We start from the raw sequence: 24,143 nt of genomic DNA on the forward strand, positions 1-24,143 counted from the left end.
CGCGCATGCCAATCGGCCGGCGCTGGCATGGTCGCCGGCGCCGGCCGATCGGATTTCGCAGGGATGGTGCGGAAAGGCTTACTTGTCCGCGACGCCCAGGTGGCCCTCGCCGCCGCCCGAGTGGAACTCGGTGCCCTCGGCGAACGCGCCGTCGAAGCGCTGCTGCAGGGCGTCGAGCTCGCCGAACTCGGCGGAGTGCGACTGCTCGCTGCCCTCGGCCGCGAAGACGTGGTCGTCCTCGGACGCGTCGTGGCTGTAGTTGGTGAAGTTGTCCGACTCGTAGTGCACGGCGGCCGGCTGGTCGTACTCGACGTGCTGACCGGTCGAGAAGTCCGTCGACTCCTGCGCGTGGTGGTCGTTCTCGTACACGCCGAACTGCGACTGCGCGTCGTGCTCCGAGCCGTGCGCCTGGTGCAGCTGGTCGAGGGCGTCGTGCTCCTGGCCGGCCGAGTACTGCCCGTAGTCCACGTCGTGGCCGGAGTCGCCACCGTCGTAGCTGTCGATGTCGCTCATGGAGCGTTCCCCCTCATTACTGTCAGAGTGCGATAGGGCCGACGTTACGGACTGTGCGGCGTTCCGGAATCCCCCGAACGTGCCACAGGTCACATCCTGTCAGCCGCCCGGCGGGGGACATCCGGCCTCACGTGCCCGTATTCAAGTCCGGCTGTGTCTGGGTGAGGGTCCGCGTGAGGCGCTTGGGGTCGTCGGCGTAGAAGCGGACGGTGTGCACGACGTGACGGCCCGCACGGCCCAGGTCGACCTCGGCGGGCGGCTCGACCCGCACGGCCGCGTTGGTGGTGCCCAGCGTCGAGAAGGACAGCGTCCCGTCCTCGACCTCGACGGTGTCCTTGTGGCTGCCGCGGATGGTGGTGGCGACCGGTTCGAGGCGCTCGGCGACCACGTCGACCTGCGTGAACACCAGGTACCGCAGCCGCAGCCGCCCCTCGGTCAGGGTGTGCGGCCGGGTGTACGCCGAGCAGGCGAGACCGGCGAGCCAGATCGTGCCGTACACGCCGAGGATCGCGAGCGTCCATTCGAGCCACGGCCAGGGCACGAGCACGTGCACCACCCACAGCTCGACGAGCGACACGGCGCACATCCCGACCAGGAACGGCAGCAGGTTGCCGGCGTAGGTGACGACGAGCTCGCCCGGCCCGGCCTCCCGCCGCCGCGCGATCCCGCGCCCGAGGGCGGCGAACACCCGCAGCTCGTGGCGCATGAGCCGGGCGACGATCGGCGGCACGACGGCGTCGAGCGCGGCCCGCAGCCGCTCCCCGCGCGGGTGCCGGCGGGCGGCGAGCGCGGCCCGGCCGGCGATCAGCGCCCCGACGGCCGCCTCGATGACGCCCAGGAGCACACCCGCGTCCCGCAGGCCGAGGGCCCCGGTGAGCACGAGCGGCACCTCGGCGACGATCAGCAGCCACGGCAGCCAGCGCCACATCGACCGAGTTTAAACCAGTGCCGCGCCGCCGGGGGCTCTGCGAGGATCGGGCCATGGTGCTGGCATCGGGGGTACGCATCGGCTGGTCCGACCTGCCCGACAAGGTCCGGGCGGCCGTGGAGGACCTGCTCGGCGGGCCGGTCGTGGCCGCGCGGTCGCAGGCGGGCGGGTTCTCGCCGGGCACCGCGGACCGGGTCGTCACCGCGGCCGGCCGGCGCGCGTTCGTGAAGGCGGTCGGGACGTCGCTCAATCCGGAGAGCCCGGGCCTGCACCGGACCGAGGCGGCGGTGGTCGCGAAGCTGCCGGCCGGGCTGCCGACCCCGGCGCTGCTCGGCGTGTACGACGACGGCGACTGGATCGCGCTCGCCTTCGAGGACGTCGAGGGCCGCCACCCGCACACCCCGTGGCAGCACCCCGAGATCGAGGCCGCGCTGGCGGCGTTGGCGGCACTGGACGTACAGGTGCAGGGTCTTCCTCGCCTGTATGACGAGACCGCCGAGGACTTCACCGGCTGGCGCAACCTCGCCGCCGACCCGCCCGCGGCGCCCGACCCGTGGGTGGCCGGGCACCTGGACCTGCTCGTGGAGCTCTCGGCGCACGGGCACGCGGCGATGGCCGGCGACGCGCTCGTGCACGGCGACATCCGCGCGGACAACCTGCTGGTCCGCCCGGACGGGTCGGTGCTGCTCGTCGACTGGCCGTTCGGGTGCGCGGGGCCGGCGTGGTTCGACGCGCTGAGCCTGGTCCTCAACGTCCGCCTGTACGGCGGGCACGTCCCCGACTCGGTCATCCACGCGCCGGGCGACGACCTGACCGGGTGCGTCGCCGGGCTGGCCGGGATGTTCGCCGACCGGGCCCGCCGCCCCGACCCGCCCGGCCTGCCGACGCTGCGCAAGTTCCAGCAGGACCAGGCGGACGTGATGCTGGTGTGGTTGCGGGAGCGCCTCGGCTTCTAGCGTGTGTTCACGACGTTCAGCGGAGCGTTGGTGGCCGCGTTCGGGAAGACGTCGGCGAGGTTGGCCAGGCCGCAGCGGCGCTGCAGGATCTCGGCGATGACGGTGCGGTAGTCGGTGGTCGAGGCCAGGTCGCCGGCGGCGAGGGCGGCCGGGGCGAGGGTCGGCCACGCGCCGTGCACCTTGCCGCCGCGCACGCCGCCGCCGAGCAGCAGCATCGCGTTGCCGTTGCCGTGGTCGACGCCGCGGGAGCCGTTCTCGGCCACCCGCCGCCCGAACTCGCTGAGCGTCACCAGCGTCACCCGCGCGAACGCCGGCCCCAGGTCGGTCGCGAACGCCTCGAGGGCGAGGGCGAGCTCGGTGAGGTGGTCGAACATCCGCTGGCCCTTGACCGCCGTGCCGAGCGTCTCGTGCATGTCCCAGTCGCCGAAGTCGACGGTCGCCGCCATCAGGCCGACGTTGGCCTTCACGAGCCGGGCCACGTCCTTGAGCGCGTTGCCGAGGGCGGTGGCCGGATACGTGGCGCCCGGCGTGTACGCGGGCAGCGCGCCCACGGTCCCGAGGGTCTGCCCGACGGCCCGGGCCGGCCCGGCGAGCAGCTCGGGGGCGCCGTCCCAGAGCTTGGCGAGGGTACCGGCCATCGGGGTCTTCGCATCCTCCCCGTTGAGCTTGAACCCGTCGACGGTCAGCATGCTCACCGACGGCGTCGGCCCGGCGAACAGCCGCGCGGGCGCGCTGGTCCCCATGGCCACGCCCGCCATCGGGTACGAGGCCCCGGCGACCCCGAGCATCCGGTCCAGCCACCCGGTCCGGATCGACGTCCCGGCCGCGGCCCGCTCCATGTCCTCCATCGCCTGGAAGTGCGACCGCGACGGGTTCGGCTGCCCGACGGCGTGCACGGCCCCGAACGTCCCCGCCGCCCAGCGGGCCTTCAGCGGCGCGAACGCCGGGTTGAGCCCGAACACCCCGTCCCCGGCGATGACCGACGCCTTCGGCACCGCGATCGTCGGCCGCGCCGCGTAGTAGTCCGGGTCCCCGATCGGCACGATCGCCGACAGCCCGTCGAACCCGCCCCGCAGCGACAGCACGACGACGGTGTCCCCGGCGTACGGCGTCCCGGCGAACGCGAGCCGCGTCGACAGCCCCTCGCCGATGAGCCCGGTGAGCGCGGCCCCGGCCCCGATCGTGAGCACGCCCCGGCGGGAGATGCAGCAGTCCATCATGGTGTGGTTCCTCCTACCGGTACAGGAAATACGGCGAGTCGAGGATGAGCGCGATCAGGTGCGGCAGCCGTCCGGCGCAGGCGGGGTCGGTCGCCTTGAGCGGAGCGTTGCTCGCCTTGCCGAGAAACCCGAGCAGCGCCGCGCTGTGGGCCGGCGCCAGTGGCTGCCCGACGAGCCTCGTGGCGAGCAGGTCGACGAACGCCCCGTGCGTGGCGGGGAGCTTCGGCACCAGGTACGCGAGCATCGACGCGGGCCGGGCCAGCTGCTTCGGGTACCAGCCGGCGGCGAGGTTCAGGTGCGCGTTCCACCGGATCAGCAGCCCCGAGGGAGCGGCCCAGGCGGCGGCGACGTCCGGGTACCCGTTGGGCGGCGCCCACCGCAGCGGCGCATGGCCCATGTCGTACAGGTAGTAGTAGAGGCCGCGGACGCTCTCCAGGTCGGCCGTGGGCCCGATCCCGAGCACGCGCACCGTCGCCGCCACGTCCTCGAGCGGCGTCCGCACCTTCGCCCCGCTCGCGGCCGCGAACTCGGGGCTGGTGAACAGCGCCCGCAGCACCGGCACGATCGCCGTCCTGTTGTCGAGGTACACCTTGGCGAGCTTGGTGACGAGCGTCGCCGGTGGCTCGTCGGCCACGAACCGCACACAGAGCTTGCGCGCGATCCGTTCCGCGGTGGCGGGGTGCATCGCGAGCATGTCCGCGTACGCTCCGGCGGCCGCCTCGCCACCGCCGGCGGTCGCGTTCTCGTGCCGCCATCCCAGGATCGTCACGGCCCCGGTGGCATGCTGGTTGGCGGCGAACTTGTAGAGCCCGGTGGCGTTGTCGACGGTCAACCCGGTCAACAGGCGAGCGGCGTCCTTGACGTCGGCTTCGGAGTACACGAGCCCGACCGTGTGCAGTTCGAGCAGCTCCCGCGCGTAGTTCTCGTTCGGCTTGGCCTTGGTCGAGAACCGATTGTCCAAATAGGACAACATCGCGGGCGACGTCATGCTCGCCTTGAGCATGTCGGAGAACTTCCCGAGCGCGTGCTTGCGGATGAGCGCGTCATAGGCGGCCCGGCTGTCCCACACGTCGCTGGACGGGCAGGTGACGTTGAGATGGTTGGACCAGAAGTCGACCATGAGCTCGAACAGCTGCCGCTTGCTCCAGATCGCCCTGGCCACGGCGGCGGTGCCGAGCTGCTGCATGACGTCCCAGGCCCCGGACTTGAGCGTGCCGGCCTTCACCATCGCCCGGACGCCCGCGATGTCCTTACCGATGAGGGTGTACTTCGCGAGCACCGCATTGCACGCCGCATCGTCAATGCTGCCGGGGTTGAGCTGCCGCTCCAGCCACGCGGCGGCGCCGAGCTTGCGGAGCTCGGCCTCGGCCTCGACGGTGGGCCCGTAGGTGGCGCGCCGGAGCAGATGCAACACCGGATCAGCGGGAGTGAAGGCGGTCACGTCGTTCTGCTTCGGCTTCGGCGGTGTCGCCTTGACCCTTGGCCCCGTCGCACTCCACCGCCGCACCCTTCCGGCAACTGCGAGGTTCGGGTTCACGGCCGAGTTCGCGGGTGGCCGGCTGGCACCATGGCGCCATGAGGAACCGGCGTCGCGACGTGCGTGCGGGGGCTGGTGGCCTTACCCGCCGGCGTGGGCGCGCTGTTTCTGGCGGCCTTGAGCACGGCGACGGGCGGCGACACCCCTCCAGCACCGCCGCGACGAGATGGCCGCGTTGCGCGAGACGACGGGCGGCCGCGGCCATGCGGCACTGGTCGCGCTGCCGACCTGCGGGCAAGTCCGGCTGGCAGCGGCACACGCGTGCGGACCCACGCTGATCAGGGTGTTCGACAACGTCGACACCGCGGCACCGGCCGTCCCCCGTGGAACGACCGGTGCCGGGTGTGCGGTGGTGCTCGGTGTTGCCAGGTGAGGCCTAGTACCAGCCCGCCGTCGACCAGTCGTCGGCGCTCCAGTAGTGGCCGCTCCAGTAGTGGCCCGACCAGTAGTGGCCCGTCCAGTACTGCTCCGACCACTCCGGGTCGCTCCACGAGCCGGTGCCCGTCCACGGGGTGCCGGCCCACGTGGCCGCCGACCAGGTGCGGGACGTGTACGGCGGGACCCAGCGCTGGTTGTCCTGGTCCAGGCAGTCCCACAGCTGCAGCTGCACGCCGTTCGTGGAACTCCAGTCGGTCACGTCCAGGCAGCGGTTCGCGCCGACGTTGATGAGCTGGCGGGACGAGGTGACCTTCCACTGCTGCGCCGCGGTGCCGTTGCAGTCGTAGAGCTGGATCTTCGTGCCGTTCTGGTTCGCGGCGGCGGTCACGTCCATGCACTTGCCGAGGGCTCGGACCGTGCCGTCGGACTGCAGCTGCCAGTACTGGGCCGGCGTGTTGTTGCAGTCGTACAGCTGGATCGGGGTGCCGTTGGTGTTCATCCGGTTCTGCACGTCGATGCATTTACCGGCGAGGCCCGCGATCTGGCCGGTGCCGCCCGAGCCGCCGTCGCCCGTCCAGGTGTCGCCGGCCATGCGGTAGCCCATCCAGACGCCGCCGTTCCAGGACTGCTTCTGGCCCGCCAGCGACGCCCAGGCGGCGTTGTTGAAGGGGCCGAAGATGGTCCGCTCGCCCGTCAGAGCCACGCCGTCCACCGTCAGGTGGTTGCCGCCGCGCGCGGTCTCGACCGAGCCGGTGCCGGTGCCCTTCGCGTACGCCTGCGTGGTGTTCGGGGTGCCCAGCGCGGCCGAGGCGGCCACGTTGAGCTCCTTGTAGCCCTTGCCGGCGCCCGTGGTCAGGGCCGTGGCGCCGTTCACCAGCAGGGCCTTCACCTGGTCCGCGGTCAGGCTCGGGCGCTGCTGCAGGAGCAGGGCCGCCGCCGAGGAGACGACCGCGGCCGCCTGGGAGGTGCCGGAGCCCTTGAAGCCGGTGTCGCCGACGCGGGCGTTGGGGTAGGTCTGGTCGACGTACGAGCCGACGTCCCGCAGCGACACGATCGACTCGCCGGGGGCGAGGACGTCGACCTTGCGGGAGGCGGTCGAGCCGTTGGTGAACGTGGCCAGCTCGTCGTCGCCGGTCGTGGTGGTCTGCTTGGTCGTCGACGCGCCGACGGCGACGACGAACGGGTCCATCGCCGGGTTGGTCAGCACCTGGGTGGTGCTGCCGTCGTTGCCGGCCGCGATGACGACCACGATGCCGGCCTGCCAGGCCTGCTCGACGGCGTACATCAGCGGGTCGACGCTCTGCGCGGACATGCCCGCCGTGCCGTACGAGAGGTTGATGACCCGGATCGGGTTGGCCGGATCGTAGTTGCGGTTCTGCACGACCCAGTCGATCGCCGCGATCATCTGCGTGACGTCGGCGGCGCCGGTCGCGGTGCCGACCTTGACCGAGGTCACTTTGGCCTTGGGGGCCAGCCCGACGGTACCGCCGGCGCTGTCGGTGCCGACCATGATGCCCGCCATGTGCGTGCCGTGGCCGAAGGTGTCCAGGTAGCGCAGCTGCGCCGACTGCGACTCGAACGACAGGTCCGGGCCGTTGACGACCTGACCGGCCGGCAGCCCCGTGACGGGCGCGATGCCGGTGTCGATGAGCGCGATCCCGACGCCCTGCCCGGTCAGCGACGCCGCCGAGCCGGTGTCGGCCCGCACGATCGACCGGACGCTCTTCAGCGTGGTACCGGCCGTCGCCGGCCACTCGTCGGCCAGGAATCCCCCGCCGGCGTGCTTCGTGGCGGACCCGTCGCCGGGCAGCGCCGCCGCGGCCGGCGCGGTGACCCCGAGGGCCCCGATCGCCGCCGCCACAGCCGCCGCGCCCCAGCGCCGGCCCGCTTTCGGTTTCTCCATCAACCATCTCCCCATCCGTGGAGCACGGAACGCATCCGAGAGATCACGATGGGCTGCCCACCACGCAAAGTCACTAGCCCGCGACGACTTCGCACCGTTCGCCCGACAGGATTTCCTCAGCCCTGTCAGACCCCCGGCGACCTGCGCAGACAAAACACCCGACACCTACCAGGCCCAGGCTTCCGGCCCCGGCCCGCCGTTGCCCACAGGCGGGAACAGCTCGTTCAGCCGCGCCACAGCGTCATCGTCGAGCGTCACTTCAAGAGCCTGCGCCGGTACCGCCAGCTGCTCCGGAACCCGCGGCCCCACGATCGGCGCCGTCACCCCCGGCCGCCCCAGCAGCCACGCCAGCGCCACGGCGGCGGGGTGCAGGCCGAGCTCGTCGCAGAACGTCTCGTACCGTTGCAGCTGTTCGAAATGCTCGGCCACCCGCGCCGCCGCGTGCGTCGTCGTCCGCCCGGCCGCGCCCTCGCGGTGCTTGCGCACGGCGCCCGACAGCAGCCCCTGCGCGAGCGGCGACCAGGGCAGCAGCCCGATCCCGAGGGCCTGCGCCGCCGGCACCACCTCCAGCTCCACCGCCCGCGTCAGCAGGCTGTACTTGAGCTGCTCCGACACGAGCCCCAGCGAGTGCCGCCGCATCGCCGCCGCCTGCGCGCCCGCGAGGTGCCAGCCGGCGAAGTTGGAGCTGCCGACGTACAACACCTTGCCCTGCGCGACCAGACGGTCCATCGCCTGCCAGATCTCCTCCCACGGAGTACCCCGGTCGACGTGGTGCATCTGATAGAGGTCGATGCGATCCGTGCCCAGCCGCGCCAGCGACGCCTCGCACGCGGCGACGATGTGCCGCGCCGACAACCCGCGGTCGTTCGGCCCGTCCCCCATCGGCTGGTACACCTTGGTGGCGAGCACCACCTCGTCGCGCCGCCCCGTCTTGGCCAACCACGACCCGATGTACGTCTCCGCCGTCCCCTCGTAGTCCCGCGCCCCGTACATGTCGGCCGTGTCGACGAAGTTGATGCCCGCGGCCAGCCCCGCGTCGAGGATCGCGTGGCTGTCGTCCTCGCCGAGTTGCCAGCCGAAGTTCATCGTGCCCAGGCAGAGCCGCGACACCTTCAATCCCGAGCGCCCCAGGTTCGTGTACTGCATGCCACGACGCTATGACCGCGATTACCCTTCGCCGAAGCCGTTCGACCGTGCTCGAATGGAACCGTGAAGCGCCTCGAGCTCGTCCCCGCCGACCTCCTCCGGCTGCGCTTCGCCCACTCCCCGATGGCCGAGGTCGTGACGAGCGCCCTCGCGGCCCGCAACGGCGCCCGCTCGGATGTCTGGCCCTACGCCCGCTGGCGCACCCGCCTCGACCGGCGCACCGACGAGCTGGACGTCTTCTGGCGGATCGTGTCGGCCCCGCGCGGCGGCATCGCGGACTTCCTGACCCCGGTACCGCGCACCGCCCGCCCCACCCTCGAAGCCGAACTCGCCGACATCGCGGCCACCGACCCGGACCGCGTGGCGGCGGAACTGGACGCGTGCGGCATCGAGGTCGACGACCCCGCCGCCCTCCTGCCGCCGCTGGTCATGCAGATCCGCCGGTACTTCACGCTCGCCCTCGCCGACCTCTGGCCCCGGCTGCGCGCGGCCGCGGACAACGAGATCGCCCACCGCCTGAACACCGCCGCCTTCCCGGGCCCGGAGCGCCTCCTGGACGGCCTGCACCCGCGGATGCGCTGGAACCCCGACGCCCTGCAGCTGGACTACCTCAAGGACGGCGAGTCCCGGCCGTGGTCCCTGGACGGCCACCCGCTGTTCCTGCTGCCGACCGCCTTCACCACCAAGGCCTGGATCATGGACTCGACCGCCGGGCGAGCCCTGTGGTACCCGCCGCGGGCCGCGGGCGCGGTCTTCGCCGCCGCTCCCCCGCCGCCCGCTCCCCTCGCAGCGCTGCTGGGCGCGACGAGGGCAGCGGTCCTGACCTTGCTGACGACGCCGTCGAGCACCGGGGACGTGGCGGAGCGCCTCGGCCTGGCCCCGGCCACGGCGTCGCACCACCTCACCGCGCTGCGGGACGCCGGCCTGATCGTGGGCGCCCGCTCGGGCCGCAGGCTGCACTATCGGCACACGGATCTCGGCGAGCGCCTCAACTCGATGGGCTGACGCTTTTCAAGCACGGCTCACGCCGTCTACCGCGTCCTAGGAAACTAGGCCAGGACCTCCCGGAGCCGCTTCGCGAAGGGCGCGGGCTCCTCGATGTAGCCGGTGTGCCCGCCGGGGAACTCCTCCACAGAGGTGCCCAGCCGCGCCGCCAGCGCGCGGGCCGCCCGGGCCGGGAACTGCTCGCCCGACGCGTCCCCCACCGCCACCACCACGCGCCCGGCCAGCGCGTCGAGGTCCGGCACGATCGCGGTGTACCGCCGAAGCTCGCCCTCGATCCAGAACCCCACGTTGCCGGCCATCCGGTCGAGCATCGCCACGATGTCGGCCGGCAACGCCTGGCGGGGCGGCAGCGGCGGCTGGGACCCGAGCCCGGTCACCTCGCCGAAGCGCTCCATCGCCGCCGCGGCCCCGTGTTCCCGGTACACCGCGACGACCTCCTCGAACCCGGCCCGGACCGCGGCGCCGTCCTCGACCAGCGCCGCGAGCGGCGGCTCGTGCGCGACGAGCCGCCGCACCTTCTCCGGGTAGCGAGCCGCCAGCCCGAGCCCGACGATCGCCCCGGAGCTGCTGCCGAACACGTCGGCCTGCCCCTCGATGAGCGCCGCCGCGTCCTCGACGTCCCGGTCGTAGTCGCCGCCGCCCTCGTCGCCGGCGCTGCGGCTGAACCCGCGCCGGTCGTACGCGATGAGCGTCCGTTCCGGCAGTGCAAGCCGGAAGAAGGTGGCCGCGTCGCCCGTGCCGCCAGGGATGAGCAGCAGCGCCGGACCGGACCCCGTGACTTCTACGTGCATTTGCCCCTCCTTATTGCGATAAGTCCGACACTCCGTGATCAGACTTATCGGACTTTTCGCCTGACAGGCGATAAATGCGTATATGTCGCGGCGCGCCAGCGCCCGACATATGTCGGACAAGTTCAGAACTCAGCAAGGTGCCGGAGCGCCTCGAGCACCAGCGGCTGCAACGGCACCGGCGGATCGGCATGCAGCCACCGGTGTGTCGCCGCGTCGCAGGCCGCCGCCACCGCCCCGCCCACCACGTCCGGCATGAGCGACGACACGGGCAGGCCCAGCCGCTCCGCGATCGCCGCCGACAGCGACTCCTGCATCGCCGCCCGCACGCGCAGGTACTCCCCGTGCATGGCCGGATTCGCCAGCACCATCCGCAGCCCCGCGAACCAGACCCGGTCCGGCACGTGGTCCGGGACCGCGCCGCCCGCGAACTCCTCCAGCATCGTGGCCTCGATCGCCGCGCGCAGGGGCTCGTCCGGGGGCCGGGCCCGCAGCGCCTCGCCCGCGCGGTGGGCGCGGTCCACGGCCAGGGCGCAGATCGCCTCGGCCTTGGAGGAGAAGTAGTTGTTGAACGTCCGCGGCGAGACGCCCACCTCGGCCGCGATGTCCTCGACCAGCACGCCGTCGAAGCCGCGCTCGACGGTCAGGCGCAGCGCGGCCAGGGCCAGGGCGCGGCGCGTCGCCTGCTTCTTGCGCTCGCGCAGACCCGGTTCCATGCCCCCAAGCGTAGCAACAAATGCGCGACACGCAAGATTGCGCGGTACGCAAAAAAGAAACGTTAAGCTCCGGGACTTTCGCGCCGATCAAGGGCTCATGGTGCGGGACCGGCTATGGATGGGCCTGCTCGGGATCGGTTTCACGGCCTCCGCGCTGTGGGCGTTCGACGTGCTCCCCGGGCTGGCGTTTCCGCTTGTCGGCGGGCTGACGGCGGTGGCCTGGGCGGCCGGGCCGCGGCTGCACGACGTGCGGCCCCGAAGGCCTTGGCGGCTGCTCACCGCCGCCGCCCTGTTCTTCCTGGTCGGGATCGTCGTGCGGGCGCTCGTGATCACCCGGCCGTACCCGCTGGGGCAGCTCGGCGACGCGTTCTCCATCTGCGGGTTCGGGCTGTTCATCGCCGGGATGCTCGTGTTCCTCAACCGCTGGGGGATCAACCGGCACGCGCTGCTCGACGGGCTGATCGTGTGCATCGGCGCGGCGATCACCTCGGCTCTGCTGTTCGTACTCCCCGCGATCGCCATCTCCGGCCGCCCGGCGCTCGTGAGCGTGCTGGCCGGCGGGTACCCGATCCTCGACATCATCCTGCTGCTGCTCGGGGTGAACATGGCGTTCACCACCGCGGTCCGGCAGCGCTCGTTCCAGTTCCTCGGCGCCATGATCCTGCTGATCTTCGCGGGGGACCTCGGGTACGCGATCATCGGCCGGCACGGCGACCTCACCGGATCGCGCCTGCTCGACCTGCCGTTCCTGCTCGGGTTCACGATCAGCGGGGCGGCGGCGCTGCACCCGACGGCCAAGGCGCTCGCCCAGGCCACCCCGCTGCCGATCCAGGCCTGGTCGCCGGCCCGGATGCTCATCATCGGGCCGGCGGTGGCGGCTCCGTTCCTGCTGACGGTACTGCTGCCGCACGAAACCCCCCTCTCCCGCTGGATCCTCGGTGCCGGTGGTGCCGCGATCGTCGCCCTGCTGCTGGTGCGGGCCTCGGACGCGGTGCAGAGCCATGCCGCCGCCCAGCGCCGCTTCGAGCATCAGGCCACCCACGACCCGCTCACCGGGCTGCCGAACCGGCGCCTGCTGCAGCTCATGGTCGAGCGCCGCCTCGCCGAGCGCGGGACCGGCGACGTGTGGATGTTCTACCTCGACCTGGACGGGTTCAAGCTGGTCAACGACTCGTGGGGGCACCCGGCCGGGGACCGGCTCATCGTCGAGGTCGGCGCGCGGCTGCGGCACGCGCTGCCCGCCGAGGCGACCGTGGCCCGGGTCGGCGGCGACGAGTTCGTGATCGTGCAGCGCTGCACCGAGCCCGAGGCGATGGCCGGCGCGCGGCGGATCATGGAGTGCGTCGAGCGGCCGCTGCTGGTCGTCGGCGGCGGCGAGGGACCGACGGCCGAGGTCGTCATCGGGGCGTCGATGGGGATCGTGCGCGCCGACCGGCACGACACGGCCGAGGCGCTCATGCGCGACGCCGACACCGCGATGTACCAGGCGAAGGAGCAGGGCCGCAACCGCTGGACGGTGTTCGACGCCTCGATGCGCGACGCGGTGCGCGAGCGGGTCGAGATCGAGGTGGCGCTGCGGGCGGCCGTGGCGCAGGAGCAGCTGGCCATCGCGTACCAGCCGATCGTCGACCTCACCGACGGGCTCGGCACCCGCACGGTCGGCGCCGAGGCCCTCGTGCGCTGGGAGCACCCGGTGCGCGGCTGGATCGGCCCGAACATGTTCATCGCCGTGGCCGAGGACGCCAACCTGATCTCCGCGCTCGGCGCCTGGGTGCTGCGCGAGTCCGTGCTGCAGCTGGCCCGCTGGCGCGAGAAGGGCGTCGTCGACGAGGACTTCTGGATGTCGGTGAACGTCTCCCCCCGCCAGCTCGGCGACGCCGCCTTCCCCGACCGGGTGGCGGCGATCCTGACCCAGGCCCGGGTGCCCGCCCGCAACCTGGTGCTGGAGATCACCGAGTCGGTCATGGTCGAGGGCGGCGAGCTCACCGAGCGGCTCCTGCTGCGGCTGCGCGAGCTCGGGGTGCGCATCTCCGTCGACGACTTCGGCACCGGCTTCTCGGCGCTCGGGTACCTGCGCCGCCATCCCGTCACCGGGGTGAAGATCGACCGCTCGTTCGTCGGCGGCCTCGGCACCAGCACCGAGGACGAGGAGATCGTGCGGGCCGTGGTCGCCATGAGCAGCGCGCTGAGCCTCGCCGTGGTCGCCGAGGGCGTGGAGACGACGGCGCAGCGGGACGTGCTGGTGGCGCTGAAGGTACCGCTGGCGCAGGGGTGGCTGTGGGGCAAGGCGGTGCCGGCGAGCACGTTCGCCGGCCGGCTCCGCTCCCGCGAACGGGTGGGCGAACCGGTCGGCGGTCGGTCAGACTGATCCGATGCCTGACGATTTCCTGTGGCTCGAGGACGTGCTCGGCGACCGCGCGCTGGACTGGGTCCGCGAGCGCAACGCCGCGACGACCGCGGAACTGACGGGCGGCGAGCGGTTCACCGAGCTGTACGACGGCATCCGCGCCGTCCTCGACGCCGACGACCGCATCCCGATGATCGCCTGGCACGGCGAGCGCGTGTACAACCTGTGGAAGGACGGCACGCACAAGCGCGGGCTGTGGCGGCGCACGACGCTCGAGTCGTACCGGAGCGAGACCCCGGACTGGGAGACCGTCCTGGACCTCGACACCCTCGCCGACGCCGAGGGTGAGAACTGGGTCTGGCAGGGCGCCACCTACCTGCGCAGCGGCCCGCTCGCCGGCGAGCACCGCTGCCTCGTCGCCCTCTCCCGCGGCGGCGCCGACGCGTCCGTGGTGCGCGAGTTCGACCTCGACACCCTGGAGTTCGTCAAGGACGGCTTCACCTTGCCGGAGGCCAAGAGCAGCGTCTCCTGGATCGACGCCGACTCGGTTTTCGTCGGTACCGACACCGGGCCCGACTCGATGACCTCCTCCGGCTATCCGCGGCAGGTCCGCGCGTGGCGCCGCGGCACCCCCGTCGCCGACGCACCCGTCGTGTTCGCGGGCTCCCCCGACGACGTGTCAGTTCGCGCGACGGCGGACCCGAGCGTGCCGTTCCGCCGCGCGATCGTGCGCCAGGCGACCGATTTCTTCAACGCGCGCCGGTACCTCCTGATCGGCGACGATCTCACCGAGCTCGACGTCCCCGAGGACGCCGGCGTCGACGTCCACCGCGAGTGGCTGCTGATCCGGGTCCGCACCGACTGGCAGGCCGGCGGCGCCACCCACCCCGCGGGCACCCTGCTGATCACGCCGTTGGACGCGTACCTGGCCGGCGACCGTTCGCTGACGGTGCTGTTCACGCCCGACCCGCACACGTCGCTGAGCTACGCCGAGTGGACCCGCGAGGGCCTGATCCTGGTCCTCCTGGCGGACGTGCGGAGCCGGCTGGAGCTCCTGTCCTATGTGGACGGTTCGTGGGAGCGCAGCGTGCTGGGCAGCGAACTGGGCCAGACGGACGTGTGGCACACGAACAAGGACAGGGACGAGCAGTACCTGCTGCTGTCCTCGGGCTTCACGCTGCCCCCGACCCTGCGCCACGGCGTGCTCGGCTCGACCCCGCCTTCGATCCTGAAACAGGGCCCGTCGTACTTCGAGTCGGACGGCATCGAGACCCGCCAGTTCTTCGCCACCTCCGCCGACGGCACCCAGATCCCGTACTTCGTCGTAGGCCGCCCGGACACGGGCCCCGCCCCCACCCTGCTCTCGGGCTACGGCGGCTTCGAGGTCTCCCGCGTCCCGTCGTACAACTCGATCGTGGGCCGCGGCTGGCTCGCCCGCGGCGGCACGTACGTCGTGGCCAACATCCGGGGCGGCGGAGAGTATGGACCGGCCTGGCACCGAGCCGCCCTGCGCGACAAGCGCCCCCGCGCCTACGAGGACTTCGCCGCGGTAGCCGCCGACCTGGTGGAACGCGGCATCACCACCCGAGCCCAGCTGGGCGCCGAGGGCGGCTCGAACGGCGGCCTGCTGATGGGCGTCATGCTGACCCGCTATCCCGAACTCTTCGGCGCCCTGGTCTGCGCCGTCCCCCTCCTCGACATGCGCCGCTACCACCTGCTGCTGGCGGGCGCGTCCTGGATCGCGGAGTACGGCGACCCCGACAACCCCGACGACTGGGCATACTTGTCCCTGTTCTCCCCGTACCAGAACGTCAGCCCGGGCGTCCCGTACCCCCCGACCCTGATCACCACCTCGACGCGCGACGACCGGGTCCACCCCGGCCACGCGCGCAAGATGGTCGCGTTGCTGCGCGAACACGGCAAAGACGTCACGTACTACGAAAACATCGAGGGCGGCCACGGCGGCGCCGCGGACAACACGCAGATGGCCTTCAAGTGGGCCCTCGCGTTCGAGTTCCTGTGGAGGACCCTCGCCTAGTCTCCAAAGGCAGGCGGGGGAGCTTCGCTCCACCCACACCCCCTCAAGACCGCACCCGCTCCCGCGGCCGGCGGAACGTCAATCCGGCCCGGCTCCTGCACGTGGCCTGCCCGGCACGCAGCGGGGCTGGGCCAGCGCCGTCGCCGGCCGCGGGGTTCGGGCGGCGAGCCCGGCGCACACTGCTGCAGGTGGGCTTCCGTGGCGCTTTCGTCGCCACCGCAGCCCTCGCGCCGTCCTTGCCGACTGCGGCCGCCGCCGCTGAACCGGCCACCGCTGAACCGGCCACCGCTGGACCGGCCCACCGCTGGACCGGCCCGCTGCTGAACCCGCCGCCGCTGAACCCGCCACCACTGGACCCGCCGCTGCCGGACCTGCCGCCGCCGGACCTGCCGCCGCCGGACCTGCCGCCGCTGAACCGGCCACCACTGGACCCGCCGCCGCTGAGCGGCGGTTGCCGGAGCGACGGCTGCGGATGGACCGGCAGCTGGACCGCCGGTTGCTGCTGCAACGGAGCGGGGGTCAGGTCCTCGGGTTACGAGGTGGCGGCGGGTTACGTGAGCTACGGCCTTCCGCGTGAGCTGTGGCCGCGGATTCGGGCGGCCGGGCGTTGCACGGACGCCGACCTCGTGGGTCGCCGCCATAAGCGCCAAGCTGCGGATTCAGGCGCACACTGCTGCCGGTCGGTGGTGGCCCCGGGCTCTGTTTTGCTGACCTGAGTTTATCCGACGCCACCTAATCGATCTCGCCTCGGTGACCGGAGCGTCACGCCTCAAGTACCGCTCAGTGACGAGCGTAGTCCCGGCGCAGCGACACCTCGAAAGCATGCTCCTCCGGCCCCGGGTCGAGGTGGAACGACGCGAACAGCGTGCACGACAGCGGCGCGTCCGGCGTCGTGATCCGGTGCGCCGTCACGTGCGGTGAGTCCCAGTGCACCCGCGGCAGGTTCTCGCTCCGCCCGAAGCACCCGTCCAGCTCCGCCCGCGTCAACCCAGGTCCGGCGAAGCGCAGCTCGACCGACCCCAGCCCCGCCCGCTCGTTCATGTGCAGCCGCAGCCACGCGGTCCCCGGCGGCGCCGGGTGCACGAAGAGCCGCCCCAGGTCGTCCACCGTCGGCGCCGGCAGGCCCAGCAACGCCGCCACCTCGGCCGCGTGCTCGGTCGTCACCCCGCAGATCCGCCGCGCCCAGGTCCCCAGCAGGTCCGTCGTCACCGGCCGCGCCACGAGGTCCAGCAGATGATTCGGTACCGGCGGCCGCCGCCACACCCGCGGCCAGTCGTCGAGGTCCGCGTGCTCCGCCCCGTCGACGATGAGCGTGTACAGCGGTTCCGCCGGGAAGTCGTTGACCCGCACGGTCAGGGTCCGGCCGTCGACCTCGGCGTGGTACGGGAACTCGCCGTCGCCCGAGTGCTCCCACGCGATCGGTCGCTCGGTCAGGGCGGTCGGTTCGGTCATGGCGGTCCTCTGAAGGGCAAAGCAGACCCCGATGTACGGCAAAGCAGACCCCGACAGCGTAGGTGGTGAGTGCAAACGCACAGTTGAGGGCGTCACAGTCCGCCCCGCAAGTCACCCCCGGGTCGATAGCGTCGATGTTGCTATGCGCCGCTACCTCATGTGGAGCGTCGGGCTCCTCGCGTACATCGTCGCCGTCTTCCACCGTTCGAGCCTCGGCGTGGCCGGGGTCGAGGCCGCCGATCGTCTCGGCGTCGGTACCGCCCTGCTGTCCATGCTCTCGGTGGCCCAGCTCGCCGTGTACGCCGGCATGCAGATCCCGGTCGGCGTGCTGCTGGACCGGTTCGGCTCCCGGCGCCTGCTCGTCGCCGGCGGCACCCTGATGCTCGCGGGCCAGCTGGTCTTCGCCTTCGCCGGTGACGTGGGCACGGCCATCGCCGCCCGCGTCCTGATCGGCATCGGTGACGCGATGACGTTCATCAGCGTCCTGCGCATCGTCGCGCTGTGGTTCCCGCCCCGCAAGAACCCCCTCATGGTCCAGCTGACGGGCATGGTCGGGCAGCTCGGCGCTCTTTCTTCTGCGGTACCGCTGGTGCTCCTGCTCCGCCACACCGGCTGGACGGCGACGTTCCTGGCCGCGGCCGGCCTCGGCGCCGTATCGGTCCTGCTCGTCGTGCTGACCCTGCGCGACCGTCCCGACCCGGACGAGGAGCCGGCCCCGGCGGCGAAGCGCGAGCTCGGCCTGCGCCACTCCTGGTCGCACCCCGGCACCCGGCTGGGCCTGTGGACGCACTTCGTCACCGGCTTCCCCGGCGGCGTGTTCGCGCTGCTGTGGGGGTACCCGTTCCTGACCCAGGGCGAGGGCCTGGCCCCCGACACCGCCGCGCTGCTGCTCTCCCTGCTCACCGTCGGCGGCATCGTGCTCGGCCCGCTGGTCGGCCACTTCTGCGGGCGGCTGCCGTACCATCGCTCGACCTTGGTCCTGGCCATCGTCGGCGCCTCCGCGGCGGCCTGGACCGTCGTGCTGCTGTGGCCCGGCCGAGCCCCGCTGTGGGTGCTGACCGCCCTGATCGTCGTGCTGACCACGAGCGGCCCCGGCTCCATGATCGGCTTCGACTACGCCCGCTCGTTCAACCCGGCCACCCGCATCGGCGGCGCCACCGGCATCGTCAACGTGGGCAGCTTCGTCGCCTCGATCGTCCTGATCGTCGCCATCGGCGTGCTGCTGGACGTGCAGACCCCGCCGGGCGCGGAGCATCCGTCGCTGGGCGCCTTCCGGTGGGCCTTCGCCGTGCAGTACCTGCTGTGGGCCCTCGGAGCCGTGCAGGTGTACCGCTACCGCCGCAACACCCGCCGCCATCTCGTCGCCGAGGACCTGGCCCTCACCGCCGCGTAGCCGCAGCCAGCACCAGGTCGCCGCCTACGACAACCTTGCACCGCGACCACCGCTAGCGATCACCCGGACAGGTCGGGTCGCCACGCGTCGAGGGCCGCCGCGACGCGATCGAGGGCCGCCTCGAACGCCTCATTGCCGAGCCGCCCGGCGCGCCGCTCGGCCCATGCCGCGGCGAGTTCGTCCTCGAGCACGACGAGGTCGCCGATCCGGCGGGCGAACGCGATCGCCCGCGCGGTCACCACGCCGGCGGGCTCGTGGTTGGGCCGCTTGTCGTCGGCCGGAACGGCGAGGTGACACCGCGCCTCGGCGGCGATGGCCCGGCCCGCCGCCTCGATCATGCGGACCGTCGTACGCTCGTCGTGCAGGACCTCGTCGAGCAGTCCGAGCATCCGGCTGTTGAGCGGCGGCATGGCCCGAGCATAGAAGCAGTCAGCGGCCGCGCAGTGCCCGCTTGATCGGTCCGGTCTTCGCGGCGGCCTCGGCGACCTCGGCGGCCGGGTCGCTGTCCCAGACGATGCCGCCGCCGGCCCACAGGTGCGCGCGCCCGTCGGCGACCGCGACCGTGCGGATCGTCAGGCCGAGGTCGATCTCGATCTCGCCGCGCGGGCCGTGGCCGATCCAGCCGATGGCGCCCATGCTCGGGCCGCGGCCGGCCGGTTCGAGGCGGGTGGCGACCTCGATCGCGGCGCGCTTCGGGGCGCCGGTCACCGAGCCGCCGGGCCAGACCGCGGCGAGCAGGTCGGCCAGGCCGACGCCCGGGGCGAGCCGGGCGCTCACCGTCGACTCGGCCTGCCACAGGCCGGACCAGCGGCGCAGCGCGAACAGCTCGTCGACGCGGACCGAGCCGACCTCCGCCACGCGGCCGAGGTCGTTGCGCTCGAGGTCGACGATCATGACGTGCTCGGCGCGCTCCTTGGCCGAGGCCAGGAGTTCCGTGCGGCCGGCGGCCGTGGCCGGGCGGGTGCCCTTGATCGGGCGGGTCACCGCGCGGCCGCCGGTCACCGCGACCAGGGTCTCCGGGGAGGCGGTCGCGACCCACCAGCGCTCGCCGCGCAGGACGCCGCCGTAGCGCGCGCCCGGCAGCGCCGCGACGCGGGTGAGGGCCGAAGCAGGGTCGCCGTACAGCGGCGCGCTGGCGTGGCCGACCAGGTTCACCACGTACACGTCGCCGCGGGCGATCGCCGCGCGCACGCCGTCGACCGCGGCCGCGTGCTCGGCCTCGGTCCAACTCGGCGTCCACGGGCCGAGATACATTCCGCCCGATTTATCCGACACACCTGAAATGTCGCTTCCAGCGAATGGCGAACTGAACGTGAGGCTTTCACGCGTCGCACGCGTTGTCCGCGGCCACCCGGACGGGCCGCGGGAGGCTGGGGGTGAGTCGTGGGAGTACGCCACGGCGACCAGATCGGGCACGGAGGGTGCCGGCGAGGGTGTTACCCAGGGTGGCGACAGCAGGACCGAAATCCCACACATGAACGAATTGGTGACCGTGGGTGACGCCGAGATGTCCGTTATTTGTACGCCGTGCGACGCCGCGAACCCGGAAAGTAATTGAAGTGGGTCTCCGCCGTCGCGGGCGTACCATTCAAGCCGGGAGCGCTCCCAGATACGTCCGCGACACGCCGCGGGTAGCCCGGGTGGGTGAAGATCCACAGTCCCGAGCCCGTACCCGACAACCGGTCCTAGTGTGCTCATACAAAGGGTGGATTATCCCCAAGTTGTGCCGTCACATGTTCGGAATAGTGTCGTTGGCCGTAGTAGCGTGCATCACTGGTCATGTGAACAACCACACAGGCCTCAACTGAACCTCTCAAATCGGAGACCCCCGATGCTCTGCCAGCACCAGCCCCCCTGTCCGACCGCCGAAGACAGCGATCGCGAGGCCGCACGGACCGCGGCCAGCCACCCCGAGCAAGGCTGGAGCCTGCTCTGCAACGGCGTGATCGTCTTCGAGGACACCGGCGAGCTTCTGCCCGATTGCTCCGTGATCGAGCCGCACCGCGGCCCGGCACCGCACTCCCTCGTCGGCGCCGGACCCCGGTAACCCTGCGTAGCTACGCAGGCATCACTCTTCGTAAGCAGAGGTGGGGGGACACGCACACACCAGGTTGCGGTCCCCGTAGCTGTCGTCGATCCGGCGGACCGGCGGCCAGTACTTCGCCTCGCGCGCCGAGGCGCTCGGGTACGCCGCCACCGACCGCGGGTAGGCGTGCTCCCAGGCATCGGCCGTGACCACCGCCGCCGTGTGCGGCGCGTTCACGAGCGGGTTGTCACCGGCGGGCCACTCGCCCGCCGCGACCTGGTCGATCTCCCCCTTGATCGCGATCATCGCGTCGCAGAAGCGGTCCAGCTCCCCCAGGTCCTCGCTCTCGGTCGGCTCGACCATGAGGGTGCCGGCGACCGGGAACGACATCGTCGGGGCGTGGAAGCCGTAGTCGATGAGCCGCTTGGCCACGTCGGCCACCGTCACGCCACTGACCCGGGTGATCCCCCGCAGGTCCAGGATGCACTCGTGGGCCACGAGGTGCTCCGCGCCGCTGTAGAGCACCGGGTAGTGCTCGCGCAGCCGGGCCGCCACGTAGTTCGCCGCCAGCACCGCCGTCGCCGTCGCGCGGGTCAGGCCGTCCGGGCCCATCAGCCGCAGGTACGCCCACGGGATCGGCAGGATCCCGGCCGAGCCGAACGGGGCCGCCGACACCGGGCCGACCGGCGCCGACTCGGCCAGGAACGGGTGCGAGGGCAGGTACTTCGCCAGGTGCGCCCGCACCGCCACCGGCCCGACGCCCGGGCCGCCGCCGCCGTGCGGGATGCAGAACGTCTTGTGCAGGTTCAGGTGCGACACGTCCGCGCCGAACTTGCCGGGCTTGGCGAAGCCGAGCAGCGCGTTGAGGTTCGCGCCGTCGACGTAGACCTGCCCGCCGGCCTCGTGGACCTTGCCGCACAGCTCCGCGATCGCGGTCTCGTAGACGCCGTGCGTCGACGGGTAGGTCACCATGATCGCCGCGAGCCGGTCGCGGTGCTGCTCGATCTTGCGGTCCAGGTCGGCGAGGTCGACGTTGCCGAGCTCGTCGCAGGCCACCACCGCGACCCGCATGCCGGCCATGACCGCGCTCGCCGCGTTGGTGCCGTGGGCGCTCGACGGGATCAGGCACATGTCGCGGTCCGTGTCACCGCGATCCATGTGGTACCCCCTGATCGCCAGCAACCCCGCCAGCTCCCCCTGCGAACCGGCGTTGGGCTGCAGGCTCACGGCGTCGTACCCGGTCACCTCGGCCAGCCAGCGCTCGAGGTCGTCGATCAGCCGGCGGTACCCCTGGGTCTGCCCGACCGGCGCGAACGGGTGCACGTCGGCGAACTCGGGCCAGGTGATCGGCTCCATCTCGGCCGTCGCGTTGAGCTTCATGGTGCAGGAGCCCAGCGGGATCATGCCGCGGTCGAGCGCGTAGTCCTTGTCCGAGAGCCTGCGCAGGTACCGCAGCATCGCCGTCTCGGAGCGGTGGCTGGAGAACACGGGGTGCGTGAGGTACGCCGACGCGCGGCGCAGTTCCGCCGGCACGGCGTCGGCGGTGTCGAGCTCGGTGACGTCGGCGTGCGCCAGACCGAACGCGGCGAGCACGTCGCGCAGATGGCCGAAGGTGGTCGTCTCGTCGCAGGCGATGCCGATCCGGTCGGCGTCGACGCGCCGGAGGTTGATCCCGCGCTCCGCGGCGGCGGCGACGATTCGATCGGCCTCAGCCGGTACCAGAGCGGAAACCGTGTCGAAGAAGGCACCGTGCTCGACGGTGATCCCGCCCGCGCGCAGCCCCGCGGCCAGGCGGGCGGCCATGTCGTGGGTGCGCGCCGCGATCTCCCGCAGCCCGTCGGGGCCGTGGTAGACCGCGTACATGCTGGACATGACGGCGAGCAGCACCTGCGCGGTGCAGATGTTGCTGGTCGCCTTCTCGCGGCGGATGTGCTGCTCGCGGGTCTGCAGCGCGAGGCGGTAGGCCGGGGCGCCGCCCGCGTCCTTGGACACGCCGACGAGCCGGCCGGGCAGGGTGCGCTCCAGGCCCTGGCGGACCGAGATGTAGCCGGCGTGCGGGCCGCCGAAGCCCATCGGCACGCCGAGGCGCTGGGCGCTGCCGACGGCGACGTCCGCGCCGATCGCGCCCGGCTCGCGCAGCACGCACAGCGCCAGCAGGTCGGCGGCGACGGTGACGATCGCGCCCCGCTCGTGGGCCTCGGCGACGATCGCCTCGTGGTCGCGGACCGCGCCCGACGCGCCCGGGTACTGCAGGTGCAGCCCGAACAAGGCCTCCGGAAGCTCATCGGTGCCCAGGTCGAGCACGCGCACCTCGATGCCGAGCGGCTCGGCCCGGGTCCGGATCACGGCGAGCGTCTGCGGCAGCACGTCGGCGTCCACGACGTACACGTCGGCCTTGACCTTGGACGAGCGCCGCGCGAGCGTCATCGCCTCCGCGGCCGCGGTCGCCTCGTCCAGCAGCGACGCACCGGCGACGGGCAGCCCGGTCAGGTCGGCCACGACGGTCTGGAAGTTCAGCAGCGCCTCGAGGCGCCCCTGAGAGATCTCCGGCTGGTACGGCGTGTAGGCCGTGTACCACGAAGGGTCCTCGAGCACGTTGCGCACGATCACGGGCGGGGTGTGCGTCCCGTAGTACCCGACGCCGATCATCGACACGAGCGGCCGGTTCGCCGACGCGAGCGCCCGCAGCTCGGCGAGCACCTCGGCCTCGGACGCGGCCGGCGGAAGGTCGAGCGGCTGGTGCCACCGGATCGAGCCGGGGATGGCGGCGCTCATGAGCTCCTCGACCGTCTCGTACCCGACGGTCTTGAGCATGCGGGCCTGCTCGTCGGCGCTGGGGCCGATGTGCCGCGCGGCAAAATTGGACATAGCCACACTCTCTGGGTCGCGGACAGGGGCGGACGGATGCGCGTCCTCCCCCTCTGTCGCTTACTCCAGAGGTGCCAACCCGATGCGGTCCTTTGTGCCTGAGAGGTTCCGGGGAGGATTTGCCCCTTCGGCGCCGCTGCCGCGTGACACGCAGCGATCTCTCCCGCACGGGTATTGCCGGCACACCTACCCTACCAACTGTGCAGGACTTGACCATCGTGGCGAAGCACACGATCTACTCCGCGATCGTCGGCTCCCGCGCGTACGGCCTGGCCGGCCCGGGTTCCGACACCGATCGCAGGGGCGTGTTCCAGACCCCGACGGCCGCGTTCTGGTCCTTGGACAAGCCTCCCACACACGTGGAGGGCCCGCTTCCCGAGCAGTTCTCGTGGGAGGTCGAGCGCGCCTGCACCCTGGCCCTGGCGGCCAACCCGACCGTGTGGGAGTGCCTGTCCTCGCCGCTGGTCGAGCACCTCACGGACGCGGGCCGGGCGCTGCTGGACCTGCGCCCGGCGTTCCTGTCCCGCCGCGCCGCCCGCACGTACGGCGACTACGCCCGCAACCAGCTCGACCGCCTGACCGCCGCCCGCAACCGCACCGGCGAGGTCAACTGGAAGCAGGCCATGCACATGATCCGCCTCCTGCGCGCGGGCGCCCACGTCCTGCGCACGGGCGAGGTCCTGGTGGACGTGTCCGCGCTCCGGGACGACCTGCTGGCCATCCGCCGCGGGGAGCTCGGCTGGGCGGAGTTCGAGACCCTGGCTGCTTCGCTGAGCGCCGGCCTGCGGGCGGCCGAGGCGGCGTCCCGCCTGCCGGAGGACCCGGACCGCGCGGCGGTCGACCGCTTCCTGACCGCCCTGCGTGGCGGCACGGCGACGGTGGCCGCCGCTCCTGCCCCTGCTGCTGCTGTCCCCGTTGCCGTTCCGGAG

18 protein-coding genes, 1 pseudogene and 1 riboswitch are annotated in these 24,143 nt (G+C 72.3%); of the genes and pseudogenes, 7 read left to right on the forward strand and 12 right to left on the reverse strand.

Annotated features, from left to right (window positions below; translation table 11 throughout):
- Positions 1 to 78: 78 nt before the first annotated feature.
- Positions 79 to 513, reverse strand: coding sequence for a hypothetical protein (locus ACQPZ4_RS34520; RefSeq protein ID WP_433045128.1), 435 nt, complete (start codon positions 511 to 513; stop codon positions 79 to 81).
- 127 nt (positions 514 to 640) lie between these two features.
- Positions 641 to 1,441: a hypothetical protein gene (locus ACQPZ4_RS34525; protein ID WP_433045131.1), complete on the reverse strand. Its 801-nt coding sequence runs from the start codon at positions 1,439 to 1,441 to the stop codon at positions 641 to 643.
- Between the two features lie 53 nt (positions 1,442 to 1,494).
- Here ACQPZ4_RS34525 and ACQPZ4_RS34530 point away from each other — a divergent pair, with 53 nt between their 5' ends.
- On the forward strand, positions 1,495 to 2,397 hold the full coding sequence (locus ACQPZ4_RS34530; protein WP_433045134.1) for a phosphotransferase: 903 nt from the start codon (positions 1,495 to 1,497) through the stop codon (positions 2,395 to 2,397).
- Here the strand turns inward: ACQPZ4_RS34530 and ACQPZ4_RS34535 are convergent.
- The 4 genes from ACQPZ4_RS34535 to ACQPZ4_RS34550 form a co-directional block, all read right to left on the reverse strand.
- The gene (locus ACQPZ4_RS34535) at positions 2,394 to 3,617 is read right to left on the reverse strand and encodes a DUF1501 domain-containing protein (protein WP_433045137.1); all 1,224 of its coding nucleotides are present in this window, start codon (positions 3,615 to 3,617) and stop codon (positions 2,394 to 2,396) included. The genes ACQPZ4_RS34530 and ACQPZ4_RS34535 overlap by 4 nt on opposite strands.
- A 13-nt stretch (positions 3,618 to 3,630) precedes the next feature.
- Positions 3,631 to 5,058, reverse strand: a complete 1,428-nt coding sequence (locus ACQPZ4_RS34540; protein WP_433045140.1) for a DUF1800 domain-containing protein — start codon at positions 5,056 to 5,058, stop codon at positions 3,631 to 3,633.
- A gap of 472 nt (positions 5,059 to 5,530) precedes the next feature.
- Positions 5,531 to 7,435: a S8 family serine peptidase gene (locus ACQPZ4_RS34545; RefSeq protein WP_433045142.1), complete on the reverse strand. Its 1,905-nt coding sequence runs from the start codon at positions 7,433 to 7,435 to the stop codon at positions 5,531 to 5,533.
- A gap of 165 nt (positions 7,436 to 7,600) precedes the next feature.
- The gene (locus ACQPZ4_RS34550) at positions 7,601 to 8,581 is read right to left on the reverse strand and encodes an aldo/keto reductase (protein ID WP_433045145.1); all 981 of its coding nucleotides are present in this window, start codon (positions 8,579 to 8,581) and stop codon (positions 7,601 to 7,603) included.
- Between the two features lie 63 nt (positions 8,582 to 8,644).
- Here ACQPZ4_RS34550 and ACQPZ4_RS34555 point away from each other — a divergent pair, with 63 nt between their 5' ends.
- A complete protein-coding gene (locus ACQPZ4_RS34555) occupies positions 8,645 to 9,586 on the forward strand; it encodes an ArsR/SmtB family transcription factor (RefSeq protein WP_433045148.1) in 942 nt (313 codons plus the stop codon).
- A 44-nt stretch (positions 9,587 to 9,630) separates the two neighbouring features.
- Here ACQPZ4_RS34555 and ACQPZ4_RS34560 read toward each other — a convergent pair whose 3' ends face one another.
- Both ACQPZ4_RS34560 and ACQPZ4_RS34565 read right to left on the reverse strand, forming a co-directional pair.
- Positions 9,631 to 10,377 carry an alpha/beta fold hydrolase gene (locus ACQPZ4_RS34560; RefSeq protein ID WP_433045151.1) on the reverse strand — a complete coding sequence of 249 codons (747 nt, stop codon included), beginning with the start codon at positions 10,375 to 10,377 and terminating at the stop codon, positions 9,631 to 9,633.
- 122 nt (positions 10,378 to 10,499) lie between these two features.
- Positions 10,500 to 11,090, reverse strand: coding sequence for a TetR family transcriptional regulator (locus ACQPZ4_RS34565; protein WP_433045154.1), 591 nt, complete (start codon positions 11,088 to 11,090; stop codon positions 10,500 to 10,502).
- Positions 11,091 to 11,187: 97 nt separating this feature from the next.
- Here ACQPZ4_RS34565 and ACQPZ4_RS34570 point away from each other — a divergent pair, with 97 nt between their 5' ends.
- Both ACQPZ4_RS34570 and ACQPZ4_RS34575 read left to right on the forward strand, forming a co-directional pair.
- On the forward strand, positions 11,188 to 13,458 hold the full coding sequence (locus ACQPZ4_RS34570; protein WP_433045157.1) for a putative bifunctional diguanylate cyclase/phosphodiesterase: 2,271 nt from the start codon (positions 11,188 to 11,190) through the stop codon (positions 13,456 to 13,458).
- Positions 13,459 to 13,462: 4 nt separating this feature from the next.
- Positions 13,463 to 15,475: a prolyl oligopeptidase family serine peptidase gene (locus ACQPZ4_RS34575; RefSeq protein WP_433045160.1), complete on the forward strand. Its 2,013-nt coding sequence runs from the start codon at positions 13,463 to 13,465 to the stop codon at positions 15,473 to 15,475.
- Between the two features lie 780 nt (positions 15,476 to 16,255).
- Here the strand turns inward: ACQPZ4_RS34575 and ACQPZ4_RS34580 are convergent.
- Positions 16,256 to 16,927 (reverse strand): hypothetical protein, encoded by a 672-nt coding sequence (locus ACQPZ4_RS34580; RefSeq protein WP_433045163.1) that lies wholly within the window; start codon positions 16,925 to 16,927, stop codon positions 16,256 to 16,258.
- 142 nt (positions 16,928 to 17,069) lie between these two features.
- Between ACQPZ4_RS34580 and ACQPZ4_RS34585 the strand changes: the two genes are divergently transcribed.
- On the forward strand, positions 17,070 to 18,320 hold the full coding sequence (locus ACQPZ4_RS34585) for an MFS transporter (protein ID WP_433045166.1): 1,251 nt from the start codon (positions 17,070 to 17,072) through the stop codon (positions 18,318 to 18,320).
- A gap of 59 nt (positions 18,321 to 18,379) precedes the next feature.
- Here the strand turns inward: ACQPZ4_RS34585 and ACQPZ4_RS34590 are convergent, their stop codons facing one another.
- Together ACQPZ4_RS34590 and ACQPZ4_RS34595 are read right to left on the reverse strand one after the other, a co-directional pair.
- A complete protein-coding gene (locus tag ACQPZ4_RS34590) occupies positions 18,380 to 18,730 on the reverse strand; it encodes a hypothetical protein (RefSeq protein WP_433045169.1) in 351 nt (116 codons plus the stop codon).
- Positions 18,731 to 18,749: 19 nt separating this feature from the next.
- A complete protein-coding gene (locus ACQPZ4_RS34595) occupies positions 18,750 to 20,018 on the reverse strand; it encodes a chorismate-binding protein (RefSeq protein WP_433045172.1) in 1,269 nt (422 codons plus the stop codon).
- A 133-nt stretch (positions 20,019 to 20,151) separates the two neighbouring features.
- Between ACQPZ4_RS34595 and ACQPZ4_RS34600 the strand changes: the two genes are divergently transcribed.
- Positions 20,152 to 20,367 (forward strand): DUF5999 family protein, encoded by a 216-nt coding sequence (locus ACQPZ4_RS34600; protein WP_433045175.1) that lies wholly within the window; start codon positions 20,152 to 20,154, stop codon positions 20,365 to 20,367.
- A 21-nt stretch (positions 20,368 to 20,388) separates the two neighbouring features.
- Here ACQPZ4_RS34600 and gcvP read toward each other — a convergent pair whose 3' ends face one another.
- A complete protein-coding gene (gene gcvP, locus ACQPZ4_RS34605; RefSeq protein ID WP_433045178.1) occupies positions 20,389 to 23,214 on the reverse strand; it encodes an aminomethyl-transferring glycine dehydrogenase in 2,826 nt (941 codons plus the stop codon).
- A 75-nt stretch (positions 23,215 to 23,289) separates the two neighbouring features.
- Positions 23,290 to 23,390, reverse strand: a riboswitch (glycine riboswitch).
- A 33-nt stretch (positions 23,391 to 23,423) separates the two neighbouring features.
- On the opposite strand from gcvP, the pseudogene ACQPZ4_RS34610 reads away from it, so the two are divergent.
- Positions 23,424 to 24,083, forward strand: a pseudogene (locus ACQPZ4_RS34610) (nucleotidyltransferase domain-containing protein); the annotation flags it as partial.
- Positions 24,084 to 24,143: the final 60 nt, after the last annotated feature.

Source organism: Dactylosporangium sp. CS-033363, assembly GCF_050942475.1.
Classification (GTDB): domain Bacteria; phylum Actinomycetota; class Actinomycetes; order Mycobacteriales; family Micromonosporaceae; genus Dactylosporangium.